We start from the raw sequence: 20,009 nt of genomic DNA on the forward strand, positions 1-20,009 counted from the left end.
ACACAACACAGTGCGCGAGCCCTACCCGCAGGGCGGTCCGCGCACTGCAAGGGCTGTCAGTCCAGCAAGGCGCGCAACATCCACGCGGTCTTCTCGTGAACCTGCATGCGCTGAGTCAGCAAGTCGGCCGTCGGTTCGTCACTGACCTTGTCGAGCAGCGGGAAAATCCCCCGCGCCGTGCGCGTGACCGCTTCCTGGCCTTCCACCAGTTGCTTGATCATTTCATCGGCACTGGGCACACCCGGCTCTTCCTTGATGGAAGACAGACGCGCATAAATGGAATAGGCACCCGGTGCCGGGAAGCCCAGCGCGCGAATCCGCTCGGCAATCGAGTCGACCGCCAGGGCCAGCTCGTTGTATTGCTCCTCGAACATCAAGTGCAGGGTGCGGAACATCGGCCCGGTGACATTCCAGTGGAAGTTATGGGTTTTCAAATACAGCACATACGTGTCTGCCAGCAGACGCGAAAGCCCGTCGACGATGGACTTGCGATCCTCTTCACTGATACCGATATCGATTGCCATGTTTTTCCCCTAACGGTGATGAATTCATCCAACAGGTGCAGGACCACTCTAGCAAGAGCGCTCCACATTCACAGCCTCGAGGGTGCCCTGCCGGTGTGACAAATCGCCCCGCTGCACCGCTGGACACCCTGATTTGAGTAGCCGCCAGCTTTGCTGTTAAATAGACAAGGTGTCGTGGGCGCCTTCTTTTCCGGGCCCTGCGCATAGGCTGATACCCCGGTGCGTGTCCAACGCCTCTCTTTGTTTCGAAGCGAACCGTACCCGATCAGCTCTTCCTTGTGATCCGCCTGAACGTGAGTTAATCAAAATGTTAAAAATCGTCCACCTCGTAATGGGCGCAGCGGCCTTGCTGCTGTCCTTCATTCCCAGCTTGCGGTCCGAAGCTGTTCCTTACCTGCAACAACCCGATGCGCTGTACCTGGCCTTTTTCGGCCTGCTCAACCTCACCCTCGCGCCTGTCATTCCTTACTGGAACAAAGGCCCGCGTCATCAATTGCAAAACCTGGTCAGCGCCCTGCTGGTACTGGCCGTGGTCCTGCAAACCCTGACGCTGTTCGCGCCGATGCCGGTGATCGCCGGTCAACCGGCCGTGCTGTTCAGCCTGGTGGCGGCCCTGATCGCCGTCGTGGTGCACCTGGCCGTCAGCTTCTACAAGTCGACACCCGCGGCCGCCTCGCCAAGCTACGACATGAGCAACCGCGATACCGGCACCGTCAAGTGGTTCAACACCTCCAAGGGCTTCGGGTTCATTTCCCGTGACTCCGGCGATGACATCTTCGTGCATTTCCGCGCCATTCGCGGCGAAGGCCACCGCGTCCTGGTCGAAGGCCAGCGCGTGGAGTTTTCCGTGATGAATCGTGACAAGGGCCTGCAAGCCGAAGACGTCATCGCCGCCCTGCCGCGACGCTGACTCAAGGCCAAAAAAAAAACCGCGAGCAGCCTGGCTGGTCGCGGTTTTTTCATGCCTGCCGTTCGGTGATACGGCTCAGTAATGCGGCGGTGGCGCATCTTCTTCGAAGACGCCGAACTGCCCGGCCATCTCCTCTTGCCGCTTGAGCAAGGCCGTCATCTGCAATTGCAGGCGTTCGACGTCGCGCTGTTGCGCGGTGAGGACATCATTGAGCGCCGCAATGGTGTCATCCTGAAACGCCAGTTGGGTTTCCAGATCGGTGACGCGTTGTTCCAGGTTCATGCCTCACACCTCCGCAAAGGTGAAATTGTCGGTCAGGATCAAGCGCAGCCGCTCACGGATCGTCGCGACCTGCTCGGGCGTGTAGGGCTTCGCCGGGTGCTTGCCCCACACCGGCGCGGGCCATGCGGCGTCCTCGCGCCTGCGCACGATGACATGCATGTGCAATTGGCTGACGACGTTACCCAGGGCCGCGACATTCAGCTTGTCGGCGTCGAACGAATCCTTGAGCAGTTCCGCCAGTGTGGTCGTCTCCTGCCACAGTTGCCGCTGATCGGCGGCATCCAGCTGGAAGATCTCGCTGATATCTTCACGGCGCGGCACCAGGATGAACCAGGGGTAGTTCGAGTCATTGGACAGCAGCAACCGGCTGAGCGGGAAATCGCCGATCGGCAGCGTGTCTTGTTGAAGTCGTGAATCTAAAGCGAACACTGTGCGCACTCCCGGTTGTTCATCAATTTCAGCTTAGCGCCCGTCCAGACCGACGGCGCACCAGGCGACAGGACGGCAGCATACCTGCGAACGCCTCAGGCTTCACGACCCATCCCCGCCCCGAGATGAGCCATTTTTGGCGCGCACGCACCATTACAGAACCGACGAGCGGCGACAGAGCACCGAAGTGACCCGCAATCCGGGGCTTGTTCACTTTCCACCACAGTGCCGACTGTATGAAATCAGTACAGCGAATAATATTTTTTGCACCAAAACCGCACAGCGGGTCTACGCTCAGTGCGTCTGGCATCCGCCAATTACTCACCGAAGGGGTGAACCGGTAACGTTTTTCGTTGTCGCGCTGTTCGACAGGAGGTTGCAACACCAAGCCGGGCATGTCGTCAAGCCCCTTGAGAAGGTGCTTGTAACCCCCGGTTTTATGAGGTTTTTACGCTAACGGACAGCCGTTCAGAAAAAAAAACAGCGAATCAGCGATTTGTGCACGCTTGTTGCATTCACACTCACATCGCCTTATGGCCGCCACGGGAAGTGGAAGGTCCGAAGGCAATAAAAACAGTGGCAGGGTTGCCCGATGGAGATTCAAACGCTTCACCAAAGGACTCTTTTTAACCGATGCTCGAGCACTGGAAAATAGCGCTGTAGTTGCCATTCCTATTGCATTGGGGCTGTAAATTTGCGACATCTATCAAGCCATTTGCGACAGCGTCGTAAAGAAGCTGAAAGGATGAAAGCGCAAGTATCGCCAATAGGGTCGGCGTGATATAAGTTTGCGCCGACACAAAAAGAAAGAGCCGCCCAGATAAAAAAACAGGTGGGACGGCAGTACTCTTCAAAACCAAAGGAGCAAATCACGATGCGCGTGATGAAGTGGAGCATGATCGCACTGGCAGTTGCAGCAGCAGCCAGTACTCAAGTGGCAACAGCAGCACCTTTCGTAAGTGACCAGGCAGAAGCCAAAGGTTTTGTTGAAGACGCAAAAGCAGACATCCTGCTGCGTAACTACTACTTCAACCGTAACAACAAAGACGGCGGCAACGACCAGAAAGACTGGACCCAGGGTTTCTGGGGTAACTTCAGCTCCGGTTACACCCAAGGCACCGTAGGCGTCGGCGTTGATGCATTCGGTTACCTGGCCATCAAACTGGACGGTGGCGACGGTACCGGCGGTACCGGCAACATGCCAGTGGGCGCCAACGGCGTACAAGACAGCCAGGGCAAAGCCGGTGGTGCTGTTAAATTCCGCGTATCGAAAACCGAGCTGAAAGTCGGCGACATGCAGCCAAGCACTGCTCCAGTGTTCGCTGTCGGCGGTTCCCGTATCCTCCCGCAAACTGCCAGCGGTTTCCAACTGCAGAGCAGCGAAGTCAAAGACCTTGACCTCGAAGCCGGTCACTTCTACTCGTCGACCAGCCAGGACCGTAACTCGCGTGATGGCGGCCTGTACGCCACTTACGCCGGTGAAGAAGCCAACACCATCGACTACTTCGGTGGCAAGTACGGCATCTCCGACGCACTGAGCGTTTCCCTGTACGGCGCCAAGCTGGAAGACATCTGGAACCAGTACTACGCGAACGCGAACTACACCATCCCAATGGGTGGCGATCAGTCGCTGAACCTGGACGGTAACATCTACCGCACCTCGGACACTGGCGATGCCAAAGCCGGTGATATCAGCAACACCACCTACTCGCTGGCCGCTGCTTTCTCGTTCCTGAAAGCACACACCCTTACCGTAGCCTTCCAAAAGGTCAACGGTGACACGCCATTCGACTACATCGGCGTGGGCAAGAACAACCGTGGTGGCGACTCGATCTTCCTCGCCAACTCCATCCAGTACTCTGACTTCAACGGTCCGGAAGAGAAATCTGCCCAGATCCGTTACGATCTGAAAATGGCTGAGTACGGCGTTCCAGGTCTGAGCTTCATGACCCGTTACGTTAAAGGCTGGGACATCGACGGTACCGGTCTGGCAGCTAACAGCGTTTACCGTAAATCCAACGGTGACCCACTGTACGGTGCTGACGGCAAACACAACGAAACCAACTTCGAAGCCAAGTACGTAGTACAGACTGGCCCGGCAAAAGATCTCTCCTTCCGCATTCGTCAAGCGTGGCACCAAGCTAACGCTGACCAAGGCGAAGGCGACATCAAAGAGTTCCGTCTGATCGTCGACTACCCGCTGTCGCTGTTGTAATCGCATCCAGTTAGTTTGCGATAACAAATAAAAAGGCCCATCTTCGGATGGGCCTTTTTGTTACAAGTTTGTTACTTACTGCACTGCCGATTCCTGCACCACGCGAATCACTCGCTGTGGAAAGGGAATATCAATGCCAGCCGCCTTCAAACGATCACGGGACTGTTCATTGAACATGAACATCACATCCCAATAGTCCGCCGTTTTTACCCACACCCGCAGAGAAACAGTAATGGAACTGTCGCCCAGGGTAGAAATGACAGCCTGGGGTGCCGGTTCATTGAGGATGCGCTCATCCTTGGCCAGGTCCAGCAGCACCTGACGGGCTTTCTGCAAGTCCGCTTCGTAATCCACACCGACATCGAATACCACCTTGCGGGTAGGCTGACGGTTGGTGTTGGTGATGATGCCGTTGGACAGGTTACCGTTGGGCACGATGATGGTCTTGTTGTCACCGGTGCGCAGCACGGTGTGGAAGATCTGAATGCTGTCGACCGTACCCGCCACACCCTGGGCTTCGATCCAGTCACCAATGCGGAACGGACGGAACAGCAGAATCAGCACCCCACCGGCGAAGTTCGCCAGACTGCCCTGCAACGCCAGGCCGATGGCCAGGCCGGCGGCACCGATGGCGGCGACGAACGAGGTGGTTTCCACACCGATCATCGAGGCCACGCTGACGATCAGCAACACCTTGAGGATGATGTTCGCCAGCGTGCTGATGAAACCTTGCAACGCCAGGTCGGCATTGCGCAGGGCGATCAGGCCGCCGAGCTTGCGCGTGACCTTGTTGATCAGCCACCAGCCGATGGCCAGCGTGATGACGGCCAGCAACACACGGCTGCCGTATTCCATGATCATCGGAATCCAGGCTTGGGACACCTTGACCAGGTTGTCCACTTCAGCATTCAAGTCCATCCAGGTTCTCCTGATTGGTGGCCATACGGCACACAAAAAAATCAGGGGCAAAAATGCCCCTCGGGTTTACACACGATTCCCCAACTGTGGGAGCGAGCCTGCTCGCGATAGCGGTGAGTCAGTAATCAATGAATCGTCTGAAAGATTGCCATCGCGAGCAGGCTCGCTCACACACACAAAAACATCAATCGCGGAAGTTGTTGAACTGCAGCGGCATGTCGAACGTCGCCGCGCGCAGCGCCGCAATGGCTTCCTGCAGGTCGTCACGCTTCTTGCCGGTCACGCGCACCTGCTCGCCCTGGATGGCGGCCTGCACCTTGAGCTTGGCGTCCTTGATGTGGGCGACGATCTTCTTCGCCAGCTCCTTGTCGATGCCTTCCTTGAGCACGGCTTCCTGCTTCATCAGCTTGCCCGACGCATAGGCGTCCTTGACTTCCAGGCACTGCACGTCGATTTTGCGCTTGACCAACGCCAGCTTGAGGATCTCAATCATCGCTTCAAGCTGGAAATCCGCTTCAGCGGTCAGGTTGACGGTCAGGTCCTTTTCCTTGAACTCGAAGCTGCCTTTGCCTTTCAGGTCATAGCGACGATCGAGTTCCTTGACGGCGTTCTCGACGGCGTTGGTGACTTCGTGTTTGTCCAGTTCGGATACCACGTCGAACGACGGCATGTAATTTCTCCAATAAAGGGCGCGCTCGGTAACGATGGAGCGCGCCTGGCTTGCGGTTAAAATCCGCGCTGATTATAACGGGTCTTTCCCATCATTCACTGCGAGCCCACGATGCGCGCCTCAAACAGAGCAAAAAGCCGATGAGCACTCCCTGGCATGTGCTGGGCGCCGGCAGCCTCGGCACCTTGTGGGCCACGCGCCTGGCGCGGGCCGGCAAACCGGTCAGGCTGATCGTGCGCGATCCGCAGCGCCTGGCGGCCTATCAGGCGGCCGGCGGCTTGACGCTGGTGGAACATGGACAAGCGCAACGCTTTAACATTCCCGGCGAAACCGCAGAAAGTGGCGAACCGATCAGCCGCCTGCTGGTGGCCTGCAAGGCCTACGATGCCGAACAGGCCGTGGCCCGACTGGCGCCGCGCCTGGCACCCGGCGCGGAATTGATCCTGTTGCAGAACGGCCTGGGCAGCCAGGACGCTGTTGCCGCCCAGGTGCCACAAGCGCGCTGCATCTGTGCATCGAGCACCGAAGGCGCATTCCGCGAAGGTGACTGGCGCGTGGTGTTCGCCGGCCACGGCTACACCTGGCTGGGCGATAGCGGGCATCCGGTGGCGCCCATCTGGCTGGACGACCTGGTCGATGCCGGCATTCCCCACGAATGGAGCACCGACATCCTCACCCGGCTGTGGCGCAAGCTGGCGCTCAACTGTGCGATCAACCCGCTGACCGTGCTGCACGATTGCCGCAACGGCGGTTTACAGGATCATCACTGCGAAGTCGCCACCCTGTGCGGTGAACTGACCGAATTGCTCGAACGCTGCGGCCAACCTGCCGCCGCGCAGGATCTGGCGCAGGAAGTCGAACGGGTGATCCACGCCACCGCTGCCAACTATTCCTCGATGTATCAGGATGTCGCCCACCAGCGTCGCACCGAAATCAGCTACCTGCTGGGTTATGCCTGCAAAGTGGCGGCGCGGCATCAATTGAACCTGCCGCACCTCAATCAGTTGCAGCAGCGCCTGATCGCCCATCTGCACAGCCTCGGATTGCCCAGCGACTGAGCAGCGGCTACGCTGGCCACTTGTTCCTTGTGCAGCGATCACACTGATGCCATTGCGCCAGCGCCTTGAAAACCTTCCGGTCGGCCAGAAACTGCTGGCCGCCCTGCTGGTGCTGTTGACCACCGTTCTGCTGGTCGCCAACCTGACCTTCATCAGCGCCGCGTACTACATTTCCCAGGAAAGCATGGCGCCCCAGGCCTTGCAGACCATCGGCCGGCTGGTGTCCAACCCGAGCCTGGTGTCTGAAGCCCTGCAATCGCCGCAAAGCGCCGAACGCCTGCTCAACGAGCTCAACAGTTACTCACCGCTGCGCGCCGCGGCCCTGTATGACGGCAAGGGCGAACGCCTGGCGCAATTGCAGCATGGCGACAAACTCAAGCTGCCCGAGCGCTACCGCCACATCGAAGCCTGGCAGGCCACCGAATTTCGCAGCAATCAGTTGATCACCCTGCCCCGCCCCGGCACCGCGCCTGGCCATCTGCTGCTGGTGGCCAGCAGCGAGTTGCCGGTGGCCTTCTACACCGGGACCCTGACCGCGAGCCTCGGCATTCTGATTTTCAGTGTGCTGCTGTGGCTGATGATCGCCCGGCAGATCAAGCGCCTGATCACCCGGCCGATCCATCAGCTCGAAGAGCTGTCGCGCCAGGTGACCCGCGAAGAGAACTACGCCCTGCGCGCCTCCCGCGGCAACCACGACGAAATCGGCAGCCTGGCCGAGGCCTTCAACACCATGCTGTCGCGGATCGAGGCGCGCGAGCAGCAACTCAAGCGCGCGCGGGACGACTCCCAAGCCGCCTATGACCAGGCCCAGGGCCTGGCCGAGGAAACCCGGCACACCAACCGCAAGCTGGAACTGGAAGTCCAGGTGCGCAGCAAGATCGAGAAAAAGCTCACCGGCTTCCAGAACTACCTCAACAGCATCATCGACTCCATGCCCTCGGCGCTGATCGCCCTCGACGAGCAGCTCTACGTGACCCAGTGGAACCAGGAGGCCAGCGCCCTCTCCGGGACCCGCCTGGACGAAGCCCTGAACCAGCCGATCTTCCTCGCATTCGAACCGCTCAAGCCGTTCCTGCCGCAGCTCAAGCAGACCGTCGAGCAGCACACCGTGGCGAAGATCGAGCGCGTCACCTGGGTCAAGGACGACGAACCCAAGCATTACGCCCTGACCTTCTACCCGCTGATGGGTGGTGCCGGGCGTGGTGTGGTGATCCGCATCGACGACATCACCCAGCGCCTGTCGCTGGAAGAAATGATGGTGCAGTCGGAAAAAATGCTCTCGGTCGGTGGCCTCGCCGCCGGCATGGCCCACGAAATCAACAACCCGCTGGGGGCGATCCTGCACAACGTGCAAAACATCCGCCGGCGCCTGTCCACCGAACTGCCGAAAAACCTCGAGCAGGCCGAACAGATCGGCATTCAACTGGACACGGTCAATCAGTACTTGCAGGCCCGTGAAGTGCCGCAGCTGCTCGACGGCATCCAGCAGGCCGGTGCCCGGGCTGCGAAGATCGTCACCCACATGCTCAGCTTCAGCCGTCGCAGCACGCGGCAGATGGCGCCGTGCGACTTGCCGGCGCTGATCGACCAGGCCGTGGAAATCGCCGGCAACGACTTCGACCTGGCCATCGGTTTCGACTTCAAGGGACAGGCGATCATCCGCCAGTTCGACCCGGCACTGGGCCCGGTGCCGGGCACCGCCAACGAACTGGAACAGGTGTTGCTCAACCTGCTGAAGAACGCCGCCCAGGCCATTCACCAGCGCGAAGACGACCGCGAACCTGGGCGGATCATCCTGCGCACCCGGCTCAATCCGCCGTGGGCGGAAATCCAGGTCGAGGACAACGGCATCGGCATGAGCGAGAACGTGCGCAAACGCACCTTCGAACCGTTCTTCACCACCAAGGAAATCGGCCAGGGCACCGGGCTTGGCCTGTCGGTCTCGTATTTCATCATCACCAACAACCACAAGGGCCAGATGGAAGTGCAATCGACCCTCGGCCAGGGCACCTGTTTCACCCTGCGCCTGCCGTTGACGAGCACGCCGCTGGTCTCGCAAGAACTCAATCAGCTATCGAGGTAACCATGGGCTTTCGCTTGTCGAAGATTTACACCCGCACCGGCGACAAAGGCGAAACCGGGCTGGGCGACGGGCGCCGCGTGCCCAAGGACCACCCGCGCATCGAGGCGATTGGCGAGGTGGATACCTTGAACAGCCAGTTGGGCGTGCTGCTCGCCGGGCTGGCCGCCGAGCCTGCGCTGAACGAAGTGATCGAGGTGCTGGCGCCCTGTCAGCACCGCCTGTTCGATCTCGGTGGCGAGCTGGCGATGCCGGAGTATCAGGCGTTGAATACCGCGGAAATCCACAGGCTGGAAGCGGCGATCGACGTGTGGAATGAAGAGCTGGGGCCACTGGAGAACTTCATCCTGCCTGGCGGCTCCCTGCTGATTGCCCAGGCGCACGTCTGCCGCAGCCTCGCGCGCAGTGCCGAGCGGCGCTGCCAGCAGTTGAATGCGCTGGAGCCGCTGGCCGGGGTGGGGTTGGCCTACATCAATCGGTTGTCGGATCTGCTGTTTGTGGTGGCGCGGGTGATTGCGCGCAGGCAGGGGGTGGCGGAGATTTTGTGGGAGGCGGCGGGGAAGCCTGAGGTTTAAGTGGCGCCTTGAAGGCCGCCATCGCGAGCAGGCTCGCTCCCACAGTTGACCGAGTTCCATCAGAAGGAATACAGCCAATTGTAGGGGCTCCCTCAGCTGACCGAGTTCCATCGGAAGGAATACAGCCAACTCTGTGGGAGCGAGCCTGCTCGCGATGAGGCCAGTCGCTAGACCAGAGAATCAGGCCAGAAAGCCCGAATCCCCGCCACACCCTGCGCCCCCGCCTCCCAGGCCTTTTGCTGCTCTGCCGGGCCAACTCCGCCCAACAGAAACACCGGCTTGCTGAACCCCTCGATCAGGCTCGATGCCTGTTCCCAGCCCAGCGGCTGCGCATCCGGATGGGTCAAGGTCGGTTGCACCGGCGACAGGGTCACGAAGTCCACGCCCATCTGCTCGGCCAACGCCAGTTCTTCGGCGTTATGGCAGGACGCCGCCAGCCAGCGCGACGCCGGCAACGGGCGACCGGCCGCAGCGTACTTGCGCAGTTGGGCCGAGGTGATGTGCCAACCGGCCGACGGGAAATCCCCCAGCCATTCGAACGGCCCCTTGATCATCAACTGCGCCTTGCCGGCACACAGACCCGCCGCGTCCACCGCCAGGTCGCGGTACTTGGGGTCGTAACCGCTGGGTGCGCGCAACTGGACCAGCTTGATCCCGCCAGCAATGGCCTTCTGCATGCCGCGCAACAGCGCCGGGGCTTCCAGGTCTTCGGGGGTGATCAGGTACTGCGCAGGCAGCCGTGCGGCGGCAACTATCGGTTGATTGGCGGCCGGGAACTCATAGCTCGGCAAGTCCCGTGGCGCGACCCACTGCAATGGCTGGCCTTCGGCGCCATGGGGTTCGCCGGTAAAGTCGCTGACTTCCCAGACATCCAGCAACACCTGCTTGTCCGGGTAATCGTGGTGGATCTTGATCAGCGGACGCGCCGCGACTACCACAATACCCAACTCCTCGTGAAGTTCGCGGGCCAGGGCGCGCTCGACCGACTCGTCCGCCTCGACCTTGCCGCCGGGAAACTCCCACAGACCGCCCTGGTGCTGGGTATCGGCACGGCGGGCGATCAGGATCTTGCCGCTCGGGTCGCGAATGACCGCTGCGGCGACATGAACTCGTTTCACTGCCCAACCTCCTCCAGACCCGCCCGCTGCCAGGCCTTGAAGGCCGGCCACTGGTAGATCGTTTCAACATAGGCGGCATCCGCCGCCGACAACGGCACCTGATAGGTACGCAGGCGTACGGCAATCGGTGCAAAAAAAGCGTCCGCGACCGTCGCGCCGCCAAACAGGAACGGGCCGACTTCGGTGGCTTTGGCGCGGCATTCGGCCCACAGGGCCAGCATGCGCTCGATGTCCGCCTGCACGTCCGCCGGGACGGGTGACAGCGGCGCATCGCGGCTCAGGTCGAACGGCATGTTGCCGCGCATGGCGAAGAAACCGGCATGCATTTGCGCACAGGCCGAACGGGCCTGGGCACGGGCCGCGACGTCCTTGGGCCAGAGCCCGGCGCCGGGGAACTGTTCGGCCAGGTATTCGGCAATCGCCAAGGAGTCGGCGACGGTGCCGTGTGCGGTCACCAGCAGCGGGACCTTGCCGGTCGGCGAGTGTTTGAGAATGCGCTCGCGGGTGTCCGGCTGGTTCAGTTTGATCAGTTCTTCGGTGTACTCGGCACCCGTCAGGTCGAGGGCCAGGGCGCCGCGCAGGGACCAGGAGGAATAGAGTTTGTCGCCGATGATCAGGTGGAGGCTCATGTTCGGGACCTTTTGATGGGATAAGCAGGCCAGTTACTCAGTGACTGGCAGGCCGCCATCGCGAGCAAGCTCGCTCCTACAGGGACAACGCAGACCTCTGTAGGAGCGGGCTTGCTCGCGATGGGGTCGACGCGGTCTTAAGTACGGTACTCAGCGTTGATCTTCACGTACTCGTGGGACAGGTCGGTGGTCCAGATGGTTTCGCTGCAATCGCCGCGACCCAGTTCGATGCGGATGGTGATTTCTTCCTGCTGCATCACCGCCGCGCCCTGGGCTTCGGTGTAGGTGGCGGCACGGGCGCCACGGCTGGCGATGCACACTTCGCCGAGGAACACGTCGATCTTGCTCACGTCCAGGTTCGGCACGCCGGCACGGCCAACGGCCGCCAGGATACGACCCCAGTTCGGGTCGGAGGCGAACAGCGCGGTCTTGATCAGTGGCGAGTGGGCCACGGTGTAGCCGACGTCCAGGCATTCCTGGTGGTTGCCGCCGCCGTTGACTTCGACGGTGACGAACTTGGTGGCGCCCTCGCCATCGCGAACGATGGCCTGGGCCACGTCCATGCACACCTCGAATACCGCCTGCTTGAGCTTGGCGAACAATTCGCCCTCGGCGCGGGTGATTTCCGGCAGGGCCGCCTGGCCGGTGGCGATCAGCATGCAGCAGTCGTTGGTCGAGGTGTCGCCGTCGATGGTGATGCGGTTGAACGACTTGTTGGCGCCGTCCAGCAACAGGTTCTGCAACACATCCCGGGCGACTTTGGCGTCGGTGGCGATGTAGCCGAGCATGGTCGCCATGTTCGGGCGGATCATGCCGGCACCCTTGCTGATGCCGGTGACGGTGATGGTCACGCCGTCATGCTGGAACTGCCGGCTCGCGCCTTTTGGCAGGGTGTCGGTGGTCATGATGCCGGTGGCGGCTGCTTCCCAGTTGTTCACCGACAGGTCGTCGAGGGCAGCTTGCAGCGCGCCTTCGATTTTCTCGACCGGCAGCGGTTCGCCGATCACACCGGTGGAGTACGGCAGCACCAGGCTGGCATCCACGCCAGTCAGCTCAGCCAGCTTGGCGCAGGTGCGCTCGGCGGCGGCCAGGCCTGGCTCGCCGGTACCGGCGTTGGCATTGCCGGTGTTGGTCAGCAGGTAACGGACCGGGCCTTGCACGCGTTGCTTGGCCAGGATCACCGGGGCGGCGCAGAAGGCGTTCAGCGTGAACACGCCCGCGACGGTCGAACCTTCGGCACAGCGCATGACCACGACATCCTTGCGCCCTGGGCGCTTGATACCGGCCGATGCGATACCGAGTTCAAAACCGGCAACCGGGTGCAACGTAGGCAAAGGACCAAGACCAACAGCCATGAATGCGCTCCTCACTAGATGATGTCTTTCACCGCTCGGCAGGAGCGGTGGTGTAAATGGCAAAACGCCGCGACGGCATGAGCCGGTCGCGGCGCGGGTATTTCAGCGTATGAAACGGGCCTTTACTGGATCTGCCCGTGGCAATGCTTGAATTTCTTGCCCGAACCGCAGTAGCACAGCTCGTTGCGGCCCAGCTTCTGCTCGTTGCGTACCGGCGCGGTGGCGAGGGCAACATCGACCTCTTCACCCAGTTGCTCGGTTTGCTCCAGGCCCGGCGCTTCGTCGTGCTGGAACTGCATGCGCGCGGCCAGTGCCTCGGCTTCCTGGCGCAGGCGCGCCTCTTCCTCGGCCGGGTCTTCGCGACGCACCTGAACGTGCGACAGCACACGGATCGAGTCGCGCTTGATTGAATCGAGCAGCTCGGAGAACAGCGTGAACGACTCGCGCTTGTATTCCTGCTTCGGGTTCTTCTGGGCGTAGCCACGCAGGTGGATACCGTGACGCAGGTGATCCATGGTCGACAGGTGGTCTTTCCACAGGTCGTCGAGCACGCGCAGGACGATCTGCTTCTCGAAGGTGCGCAGCGCTTCGGCGCCGGCCTGGTCTTCCTTCTCGTTGTACGCGGCCATCAGTTCCTGCATGAGCTTCTCGCGCAGGGTTTCCTCGTACAGGTGATCGTCTTCGTCGAGCCACTGCTGGATCGGCAGGGCCACACCGAAATCGCTCTGGATGCTGGCTTCCAAACCGGCCACGTCCCACTGCTCAGGCAGCGATTGCGGCGGAATGTGTGCGCTGACGGTGGCGCTGAGCACGTCCTGGCGGAAGTCGGCGATGGTTTCACCGATGTTGTCGGCGGCCAGCAACGTGTTACGCATGTGATAGATCACTTTACGCTGTTCGTTGTTGACGTCGTCGAACTCCAGCAATTGCTTGCGGATATCGAAGTTGCGGCCTTCGACCTTGCGCTGGGCCTTCTCGATGGCGTTGGTCACCATGCGGTGCTCGATCGCTTCACCGGACTGCATGCCCAGGGCCTTCATGAAGTTCTTCACCCGGTCAGAGGCGAAGATGCGCATCAGGCTGTCTTCCAGCGACAGGTAGAAGCGGCTGGAACCGGCGTCACCCTGACGACCGGCACGACCACGCAGCTGGTTGTCGATACGGCGCGATTCGTGACGCTCGGAAGCAATCACCTGCAAACCGCCCGACTCGAGCACTTGCTGGTGGCGCTTCTGCCAGTCGGCCTTGATCTGGGCGATCTGCTCAGGCGTTGGATCTTCCAGGGAGGCGACTTCCACTTCCCAGTTACCGCCCAACAGGATGTCGGTACCACGACCGGCCATGTTGGTGGCGATGGTCAGTGCGCCCGGGCGACCGGCCTGGGCAATGATCTCGGCTTCCTTCTCGTGGAACTTGGCGTTCAGAACCTTGTGTTCGATGCCTTCCTTCACGAGCAGGTTGGACATGTGCTCGGAGGTTTCGATGGTCGCGGTACCCACCAGCACCGGACGGCCGGCGGCCATGCTTTCCTTGATGTCGTTGACGATCGCCGCGTACTTCTCTTCGGCGGTCAGGAACACCAGGTCGTTGTAGTCCTTACGGGCCAGCGGTTTGTTCGTCGGGATGACGATCACCGGCAAGCCATAGATCTGATGGAATTCGAACGCTTCGGTGTCGGCCGTACCGGTCATGCCGGACAGCTTGTCGTACAGACGGAAGTAGTTCTGGAACGTGGTCGACGCCAGGGTCTGGCTTTCTGGCTGGATGTTCAGGTGTTCCTTGGCTTCGATGGCCTGGTGCAGGCCTTCGGACAGGCGACGGCCCGGCATGGTACGGCCGGTGTGTTCGTCGACCAGTACGACCTGGCCTTCCTGCACGATGTACTCGACGTTGCGATGGAACAGCTTGTGCGCACGCAGGCCGGCATAGACGTGGGTCAGCAGGCTCAGGTTGTGCGCCGAGTACAGGCTCTCGCCTTCAGCCAGCAGGCCGAGACGGGTCAGCGCTTCTTCGATGAACTGGTGACCGGCTTCGTTGAGCTCGACCTGACGGGTCTTCTCGTCGACGGTGTAGTGGCCAGGCTTGGTGACTTCGCCTTCGACCTCTTCAACGTGCAGTTCCAGCTGTGGAATCAGCTTGTTGATTTCCATGTACAGCTTGGAGCTGTCCTCGGCCTGACCGGAAATGATCAGCGGGGTACGGGCTTCGTCGATGAGAATGGAGTCGACTTCGTCGATCACGGCAAAATTGAGTTCGCGCTGGAATTTTTCTTCCATGCTGAACGCCATGTTGTCGCGCAGGTAGTCGAAACCGAATTCGTTGTTGGTGCCGTAGGTGATATCGGCGGCGTAAGCGGCACGCTTTTCTTCCGGCGGCTGGAACGGCGTGACCACGCCGACCGTCAGGCCGAGGAATTCATAGAGCGGGCGCATCCAGTTGGCGTCACGGCGGGCCAGGTAGTCGTTCACGGTTACCACGTGCACGCCCTTGCCGGACAGCGCGTTGAGGTAAACGCCCAGGGTACCCACCAGGGTCTTGCCTTCACCGGTGCGCATTTCGGCGATCCGGCCTTCGTGCAAGGTCATGCCGCCAATCAGCTGGACATCGAAGTGACGCATTCCCATGACGCGCTTGCCGGCTTCGCGAGCGACCGCAAAGGCTTCTGGCAGCAGTTTGTCGAGGGTTTCCCCTTTGGCGATGCGGGCCTTGAACTCTTCCGTCTTGGCACGCAATTGATCGTCCGAAAGGGCCACCATTTGCTCTTCGAAGGCATTGACGACTTGTACCGTCTTGAGCATGCGTTTGACTTCACGCTCGTTCTTGCTTCCAAAAAGTTTCTTTAACAAAGGCGCAAACATATCGGCAGGATCTTCCACACTAAAGGGATGGAGGGCGGCCCCGTGAGTCGCCCGTGCAGCCCTCATGGCCGCATGCGAACGAGCATTCTACCCGGAAACGAAGGTGAGGATAGTGGCGTTATTCCACGATGCATGCACTGCGCTATGACGGGGCTCACTTAAAATAAGGGCTTTTTGCTGAACTTCAAGCCGCTGACAGCAGAAGTTACCTGTTGATTTAATGGGTAAAGCGCGCGCAAAGCAATGGGTCGGGCGCATCCGCTGCTTTCTGCTACCATGGCGGCTCTGTTACTTCAGGTGTCGGATAATGGCATTTCGCCCTCTCACAGCCCGAGCACCCGCCGTTCTGCTTCGCGAAGCCAAGCCGCTCAAGGCCATCCTCGGTCACGCTCAACGCCTGGGTCATCTGCAGCGGCTGCTCGACAGCCAGTTGCAACCGGCCGCTCGCGAGCATTGCCATGTGGCGTCGTGGCGCGAAGGCAGTTTGTTGCTGATTGTCACCGATGGTCATTGGGCGACCCGTTTGCGTTATCAGCAAAAGCGCCTGCAACGGCAACTGCAGATGTTCGAGGAATTCTCCAACCTGACCCGGATCCTGTTCAAGGTGCAGCCGCCGACCGTCCAGCGCGGCGCGGTCGGGCACACGGTCGACCTGTCGACCGATGCCGCCGCCACTATCCAGGCCACGGCCGAGGGCATCAGCGATCCCAATCTGCGGGCGGCGCTGGAGCGTTTGGCGGCGCATGCCAGGCCCAAGGCGTGAGCTGATCCTGCACGCCTGATCGCCTTATCGCGAGCAAGCTCGCTCCTACAGAAAGCTAATCAGCGGCGTTTGTTGCCGCCCAGCAGTGAGCCCATCAGCCCGCGCACCAACTGGCGCCCCAACTGGTTGGCCGCCTGTCGCATCGCCGATTTCAAGGCCTGCCCCGCCGCCGTTCCGAGGAATTCCCCGGCCTGTTCGGTGAAACTCGGCTCGGCCTTGTCCGGCGTCGCTTCGGCGGGCGGTGCCAGGTCCTTGCGGCCCATCAGCACTTCATAGGCCGATTCGCGGTCGATCGGCTTGTCGTAGCGCCCCTTGAACGGCGAGCCGGCGATCAGCACGGTGCGCTCGGTCTCGGTCAGCGGTCCGATCCGCGATTGCGGCGGGGCCACCAGCACGCGCTGGACCATTTCCGGCGTGCCCTTTTCCTGCAAGGTGCCCACCAGCGCCTCGCCAATCCCCAGCTCGGTCAGCACCGTCAGGGCGTCGAACGCCGGGTTCGGACGGAAGCCGTCGGCCACTGCGCGCAAGGCTTTCTGCTCCTTGGCCGTGAAGGCGCGCAGGCCATGCTGGATACGCAGGCCCAGTTGCGCCAGCACGTCATCGGGCAGGTCGCCCGGTGATTGGGTGACGAAATACACCCCCACGCCTTTCGAGCGAATCAGCCGTACTACCTGTTCCAGACGCTCCTGGAGGGCTTTTGGGGTATCGGTGAACAACAAATGGGCTTCGTCGAAAAACAGCGCCAGCAACGGCTTGTCGGCATCGCCGCGCTCCGGCAGTTGCTCGAACAGCTCGGCCAGCAGCCACAGCAGGAAGGTCGCGTAGACCTTCGGCGCTTCATGCACCAGACGGCTGGCATCGAGCAGGTGAATGCGTCCGCGACCATCAGCCGCAGGCTGCAGAATGTCTTCGAGTTGCAGCGCCGGCTCGCCGAACAGCGCGTCGGCCCCCTGTTGCTCCAGCACCGCCAGACGCCGCAACAGCGCCTGGCTCGAACCCGTGGTCATCAGCGCGGCGTCGTCGCCGAGCAATTCAGGGTGCTCGCGCAGGTGGTTGAGCAGCGCCTTCAGGTCCTTGAGGTCCAGCAGCAGCAGGCCTTCGCGGTCCGCGACCTTGAACGCGGCGTACAGCGCCGACTGCTGGCTGTCGGTCAATTCCAGCAGGGCACCGATCAGCAACGGGCCCATTTCGCTGAGGGTGGTGCGCAACGGATGACCGGTCTGACCGTGAATGTCCCACAGGGCCACGGGGTAAGCCTGGGGCGTGTGGTTAAGCCAGGGCATGCCATTGATGCGTTCGGCCACCTTGCCCTGGGGATTGCCTGCCGCGCCAAGCCCGCACAGGTCACCCTTGATGTCGGCGGCGAACACCGCCACGCCAGCGTCACTGAACGCTTCGGCCAGGTGTTGCAGGGTCACGGTCTTGCCAGTCCCGGTGGCGCCCGCCACCAGCCCGTGGCGGTTGGCCAGGCGCATGGCCTGGGCAATCGGCTGGCCTGAAGGGTCGGCCCCCATAACGAGTTGCGATGAATCGTGCATTTTGCCCGCCTCGATTAAACTTTGATCGCTGACGACCGATAACAGGGTTGTTGGTAATCCCCTAAGGCGAAGACGGACGTATCAACGTGACTTCATCCGTCGCCCATGTCGCGTGCCTATATAAAAGCACGTCGTGGGTCCCAAGACCTTATCGGGACATTCGATCCATGCATAAAAATATGCGCTTCAGTCACAAGATCCTGCTTGTGGCCGCCTTCATCGTCACCCTCGCCTTCGCTGCGTTCACGTCCTACAACGACTATATGCAACGCCACGCGATCCGCAATGACCTGAACAACTACCTGCATGAAATGGGCAGCGTGACGGCCAACAATATCCAGAGCTGGCTGAACGGGCGCAGCCTGCTGGTGGAAAACCTCGCACAAAACATCGCACTCGACCCACGCCGGGGCCATATCACCCAACTGCTGGAGCAGAAGACCCTCAACCGCGCCTTCGTCGCCGGTTTTCTCGGCGCCAGCGATGGTTTTTTCATCATGCGGCCCGACAACGCGATGCCCGAAGGCTTCGATCCTCGCGAGCGGGACTGGTACAAGAGCGCGCAGAACAGCGGCGTTGCGCTGCTGACTGAGCCCTACACCGATGTCTCGACCGGCAAGCAGGTGATTTCCATCGTGCAGAACATCGCTGTGCAGGGGCGGCACATCGGCGTGGTCGGCGGCGACCTGAGCCTGCAAATGATCATCGACAGCCTCAATGCGCTGGATTTCAACGGCATGGGGTTTGCCTTCCTGGTCAACGCCGACGGCAAGATTCTGGTGCACCCGGACAAAAGCCTGGTGATGAAGTCCGTGGCCCAGGCCTACCCGGATCACACGCCGCGCATCAATAGTGACATCAGCGAAGTCCAGGTCGATGGCAAAACCCGCATCGTCACATTCACCCCGATCAAGGGGCTGGCGTCGGTGAACTGGTACATCGGCCTGTCGGTGGATAAGGACCAGGCGTTTGCCATGCTCAACCAATTTCGCACCTCGGCCGTGGTGGCGACCGTCATTGCCGTGGTGATCATCATTGCCCTGCTGGGCCTGTTGATCCGCCTGCTGATCCGGCCGCTGCACGTCATGACCCGCGCCATGATCGACATTGCCGACGGCGAGGGCGACCTGACCCGGCGCCTGGCCGTCCACAACCACGACGAATTCGGCCTGCTGGGCCTGGCGTTCAACCGTTTCGTCGAGCGTATCCACGGTTCCATCCGCGAAGTGTGCTCGGCCACCGGGCAGGTCAATGAGGTGGCGCTGCGGGTGGTGGCGGCCTCCAACTCGTCGATGTTCAATTGCGATCGGCAGGCTTCACGCACCAGCAGTGTCGTTGCCGCCATCCACCAGCTCGGCGCCACCGCCCAGGACATCGCGCGCAATGCCGCCCAGGCATCGAGTCAGGCCAGCGAGGCACGCAGCCTCGCCGGGGACGGCCAGCAGGTGGTGGATCGCAACATTGTCTCGATGAATCGGCTGTCGAGCCTGCTCAGCGCGTCGAGCACGCACATCGAGTCGCTGAACGACAAAACCGCGAACATCGGGCAAATCCTCGATGTGATCAGCAGTATCTCCCAACAAACCAACCTGCTGGCGCTCAACGCGGCCATCGAAGCCGCCCGTGCCGGTGAAGCCGGACGCGGTTTTGCCGTGGTCGCCGATGAAGTGCGCAACCTGGCACACCGCACGCAGCAATCGGCGGAACAGGTGCAGGGCATGATCGACGAGCTGCAAATCGGTGCCGGCGAATGCGTCAGCACCATGGGCGAAAGCCAGCGGCAAAGCCAGGACAGCGTGCACATCGCTAATCTGGCTGGCGAGCGACTGCACAGCGTCACCGAACGCATCGGCGAAATCGACGGGATGAACCAGTCGGTGGCCACGGCGACCGAGGAACAGACGGCGGTGGTCGAGGCGATCAATGCGGACATCATCGAGATCGACACGCTGAACCAGGAAGGTGTGGAGAACCTGCAGGCGACGTTGCGGGCGTGTGCGGATCTCGAACGGCAGGCGGCGCGGTTGCAGCAGTTGGTGGGGGGCTTCCGGATCTAAGGGTGCTGCAAATGGCCCCATCGCGAGCAG

18 protein-coding genes are annotated in these 20,009 nt (G+C 61.2%); 7 read left to right on the forward strand and 11 right to left on the reverse strand.

From position 1 onward, the window contains the following. Positions 1-56: 56 nt before the first annotated feature. Positions 57-524 carry a Dps family protein gene (locus ABVN20_RS07470; protein WP_368554929.1) on the reverse strand — a complete coding sequence of 156 codons (468 nt, stop codon included), beginning with the start codon at positions 522-524 and terminating at the stop codon, positions 57-59. Positions 525-831: 307 nt separating this feature from the next. On the opposite strand from ABVN20_RS07470, the gene ABVN20_RS07475 reads away from it, so the two are divergent. After that, complete coding sequence (locus ABVN20_RS07475) at positions 832-1,434, forward strand: cold shock domain-containing protein membrane protein (protein WP_368554932.1); 603 nt, start codon at positions 832-834, stop codon at positions 1,432-1,434. 75 nt (positions 1,435-1,509) lie between these two features. Here the strand turns inward: ABVN20_RS07475 and ABVN20_RS07480 are convergent, their stop codons facing one another. Genes ABVN20_RS07480 through ABVN20_RS07490 form a run of 3 tightly spaced genes read right to left on the reverse strand, consistent with a single transcriptional unit; the run spans position 1,510 to position 2,542 of the window. Next, positions 1,510-1,716 carry a SlyX family protein gene (locus tag ABVN20_RS07480; RefSeq protein WP_368554933.1) on the reverse strand — a complete coding sequence of 69 codons (207 nt, stop codon included), beginning with the start codon at positions 1,714-1,716 and terminating at the stop codon, positions 1,510-1,512. 3 nt (positions 1,717-1,719) lie between these two features. Then, positions 1,720-2,145 carry an HIT domain-containing protein gene (locus tag ABVN20_RS07485; protein ID WP_368554935.1) on the reverse strand — a complete coding sequence of 142 codons (426 nt, stop codon included), beginning with the start codon at positions 2,143-2,145 and terminating at the stop codon, positions 1,720-1,722. Between the two features lie 28 nt (positions 2,146-2,173). Beyond that, entirely contained in the window at positions 2,174-2,542 is a 369-nt protein-coding gene (locus tag ABVN20_RS07490) for a hypothetical protein (protein WP_368554937.1), read from the reverse strand. 477 nt (positions 2,543-3,019) lie between these two features. On the opposite strand from ABVN20_RS07490, the gene ABVN20_RS07495 reads away from it, so the two are divergent. Then, positions 3,020-4,360: an OprD family porin gene (locus ABVN20_RS07495; RefSeq protein WP_368554939.1), complete on the forward strand. Its 1,341-nt coding sequence runs from the start codon at positions 3,020-3,022 to the stop codon at positions 4,358-4,360. A gap of 75 nt (positions 4,361-4,435) precedes the next feature. Here the strand turns inward: ABVN20_RS07495 and ABVN20_RS07500 are convergent, their stop codons facing one another. Both ABVN20_RS07500 and ABVN20_RS07505 read right to left on the reverse strand, forming a co-directional pair. Further along, a complete protein-coding gene (locus tag ABVN20_RS07500; RefSeq protein ID WP_368554941.1) occupies positions 4,436-5,278 on the reverse strand; it encodes a mechanosensitive ion channel family protein in 843 nt (280 codons plus the stop codon). 184 nt (positions 5,279-5,462) lie between these two features. Beyond that, a complete protein-coding gene (locus ABVN20_RS07505) occupies positions 5,463-5,948 on the reverse strand; it encodes a YajQ family cyclic di-GMP-binding protein (protein WP_368554943.1) in 486 nt (161 codons plus the stop codon). A gap of 140 nt (positions 5,949-6,088) precedes the next feature. Here ABVN20_RS07505 and ABVN20_RS07510 point away from each other — a divergent pair, with 140 nt between their 5' ends. From ABVN20_RS07510 to ABVN20_RS07520, 3 genes are read left to right on the forward strand one after another with little or no spacing between them, the layout of a single operon-like run. Then, positions 6,089-7,006, forward strand: coding sequence for a putative 2-dehydropantoate 2-reductase (locus ABVN20_RS07510; protein WP_368554945.1), 918 nt, complete (start codon positions 6,089-6,091; stop codon positions 7,004-7,006). 46 nt (positions 7,007-7,052) lie between these two features. After that, positions 7,053-9,089: an ATP-binding protein gene (locus ABVN20_RS07515; RefSeq protein WP_368554947.1), complete on the forward strand. Its 2,037-nt coding sequence runs from the start codon at positions 7,053-7,055 to the stop codon at positions 9,087-9,089. 2 nt (positions 9,090-9,091) lie between these two features. Beyond that, the gene (locus ABVN20_RS07520) at positions 9,092-9,661 is read left to right on the forward strand and encodes a cob(I)yrinic acid a,c-diamide adenosyltransferase (protein ID WP_368554950.1); all 570 of its coding nucleotides are present in this window, start codon (positions 9,092-9,094) and stop codon (positions 9,659-9,661) included. A 167-nt stretch (positions 9,662-9,828) separates the two neighbouring features. On the opposite strand, the gene ABVN20_RS07525 is transcribed toward ABVN20_RS07520, so the two are convergent. The 4 genes from ABVN20_RS07525 to secA all read right to left on the reverse strand — a co-directional run bounded on the left by ABVN20_RS07525 (position 9,829) and on the right by secA (position 15,621). Continuing rightward, the gene (locus ABVN20_RS07525) at positions 9,829-10,779 is read right to left on the reverse strand and encodes a Nudix family hydrolase (protein ID WP_368554952.1); all 951 of its coding nucleotides are present in this window, start codon (positions 10,777-10,779) and stop codon (positions 9,829-9,831) included. After that, the gene (locus ABVN20_RS07530; RefSeq protein WP_368554955.1) at positions 10,776-11,408 is read right to left on the reverse strand and encodes a glutathione S-transferase family protein; all 633 of its coding nucleotides are present in this window, start codon (positions 11,406-11,408) and stop codon (positions 10,776-10,778) included. Before ABVN20_RS07530 ends, ABVN20_RS07525 begins: the two co-directional genes overlap by 4 nt. 137 nt (positions 11,409-11,545) lie before the next feature. After that, positions 11,546-12,763, reverse strand: coding sequence for a bifunctional glutamate N-acetyltransferase/amino-acid acetyltransferase ArgJ (gene argJ / locus ABVN20_RS07535; RefSeq protein ID WP_368554956.1), 1,218 nt, complete (start codon positions 12,761-12,763; stop codon positions 11,546-11,548). Positions 12,764-12,885: 122 nt separating this feature from the next. Next, positions 12,886-15,621 carry a preprotein translocase subunit SecA gene (gene secA / locus ABVN20_RS07540; RefSeq protein WP_368554957.1) on the reverse strand — a complete coding sequence of 912 codons (2,736 nt, stop codon included), beginning with the start codon at positions 15,619-15,621 and terminating at the stop codon, positions 12,886-12,888. A 307-nt stretch (positions 15,622-15,928) separates the two neighbouring features. Between secA and ABVN20_RS07545 the strand changes: the two genes are divergently transcribed. Beyond that, entirely contained in the window at positions 15,929-16,384 is a 456-nt protein-coding gene (locus ABVN20_RS07545; protein WP_368554958.1) for a DUF721 domain-containing protein, read from the forward strand. 59 nt (positions 16,385-16,443) lie between these two features. Here ABVN20_RS07545 and ABVN20_RS07550 read toward each other — a convergent pair whose 3' ends face one another. Next, positions 16,444-17,922: a helicase HerA-like domain-containing protein gene (locus ABVN20_RS07550; protein ID WP_368554959.1), complete on the reverse strand. Its 1,479-nt coding sequence runs from the start codon at positions 17,920-17,922 to the stop codon at positions 16,444-16,446. 167 nt (positions 17,923-18,089) lie between these two features. Between ABVN20_RS07550 and ABVN20_RS07555 the strand changes: the two genes are divergently transcribed. Then, positions 18,090-19,979 (forward strand): methyl-accepting chemotaxis protein, encoded by a 1,890-nt coding sequence (locus ABVN20_RS07555; RefSeq protein WP_368554960.1) that lies wholly within the window; start codon positions 18,090-18,092, stop codon positions 19,977-19,979. Positions 19,980-20,009: the final 30 nt, after the last annotated feature.

The organism is Pseudomonas sp. MYb118, assembly GCF_040947875.1.
GTDB lineage: Bacteria > Pseudomonadota > Gammaproteobacteria > Pseudomonadales > Pseudomonadaceae > Aquipseudomonas.

Bases quoted from the DNA above. Each gene is read 5' to 3' on its own strand.
- ABVN20_RS07470 (WP_368554929.1), bottom strand. From the start codon at position 524: ATGGCAATCGATATCGGTATCAGTGAAGAGGATCGCAAGTCCATCGTC.
- ABVN20_RS07475 (WP_368554932.1), top strand. From the start codon at position 832: ATGTTAAAAATCGTCCACCTCGTAATGGGCGCAGCGGCCTTGCTGCTG.
- ABVN20_RS07480 (WP_368554933.1), bottom strand. From the start codon at position 1,716: ATGAACCTGGAACAACGCGTCACCGATCTGGAAACCCAACTGGCGTTT.
- ABVN20_RS07490 (WP_368554937.1), bottom strand. From the start codon at position 2,542: ATGCCCGGCTTGGTGTTGCAACCTCCTGTCGAACAGCGCGACAACGAA.
- ABVN20_RS07495 (WP_368554939.1), top strand. From the start codon at position 3,020: ATGCGCGTGATGAAGTGGAGCATGATCGCACTGGCAGTTGCAGCAGCA.
- ABVN20_RS07500 (WP_368554941.1), bottom strand. From the start codon at position 5,278: ATGGACTTGAATGCTGAAGTGGACAACCTGGTCAAGGTGTCCCAAGCC.
- ABVN20_RS07505 (WP_368554943.1), bottom strand. From the start codon at position 5,948: ATGCCGTCGTTCGACGTGGTATCCGAACTGGACAAACACGAAGTCACC.
- ABVN20_RS07510 (WP_368554945.1), top strand. From the start codon at position 6,089: ATGAGCACTCCCTGGCATGTGCTGGGCGCCGGCAGCCTCGGCACCTTG.
- ABVN20_RS07515 (WP_368554947.1), top strand. From the start codon at position 7,053: ATGCCATTGCGCCAGCGCCTTGAAAACCTTCCGGTCGGCCAGAAACTG.
- ABVN20_RS07520 (WP_368554950.1), top strand. From the start codon at position 9,092: ATGGGCTTTCGCTTGTCGAAGATTTACACCCGCACCGGCGACAAAGGC.
- ABVN20_RS07530 (WP_368554955.1), bottom strand. From the start codon at position 11,408: ATGAGCCTCCACCTGATCATCGGCGACAAACTCTATTCCTCCTGGTCC.
- argJ (WP_368554956.1), bottom strand. From the start codon at position 12,763: ATGGCTGTTGGTCTTGGTCCTTTGCCTACGTTGCACCCGGTTGCCGGT.
- secA (WP_368554957.1), bottom strand. From the start codon at position 15,621: ATGTTTGCGCCTTTGTTAAAGAAACTTTTTGGAAGCAAGAACGAGCGT.
- ABVN20_RS07545 (WP_368554958.1), top strand. From the start codon at position 15,929: ATGGCATTTCGCCCTCTCACAGCCCGAGCACCCGCCGTTCTGCTTCGC.
- ABVN20_RS07550 (WP_368554959.1), bottom strand. From the start codon at position 17,922: ATGCACGATTCATCGCAACTCGTTATGGGGGCCGACCCTTCAGGCCAG.
- ABVN20_RS07555 (WP_368554960.1), top strand. From the start codon at position 18,090: ATGCATAAAAATATGCGCTTCAGTCACAAGATCCTGCTTGTGGCCGCC.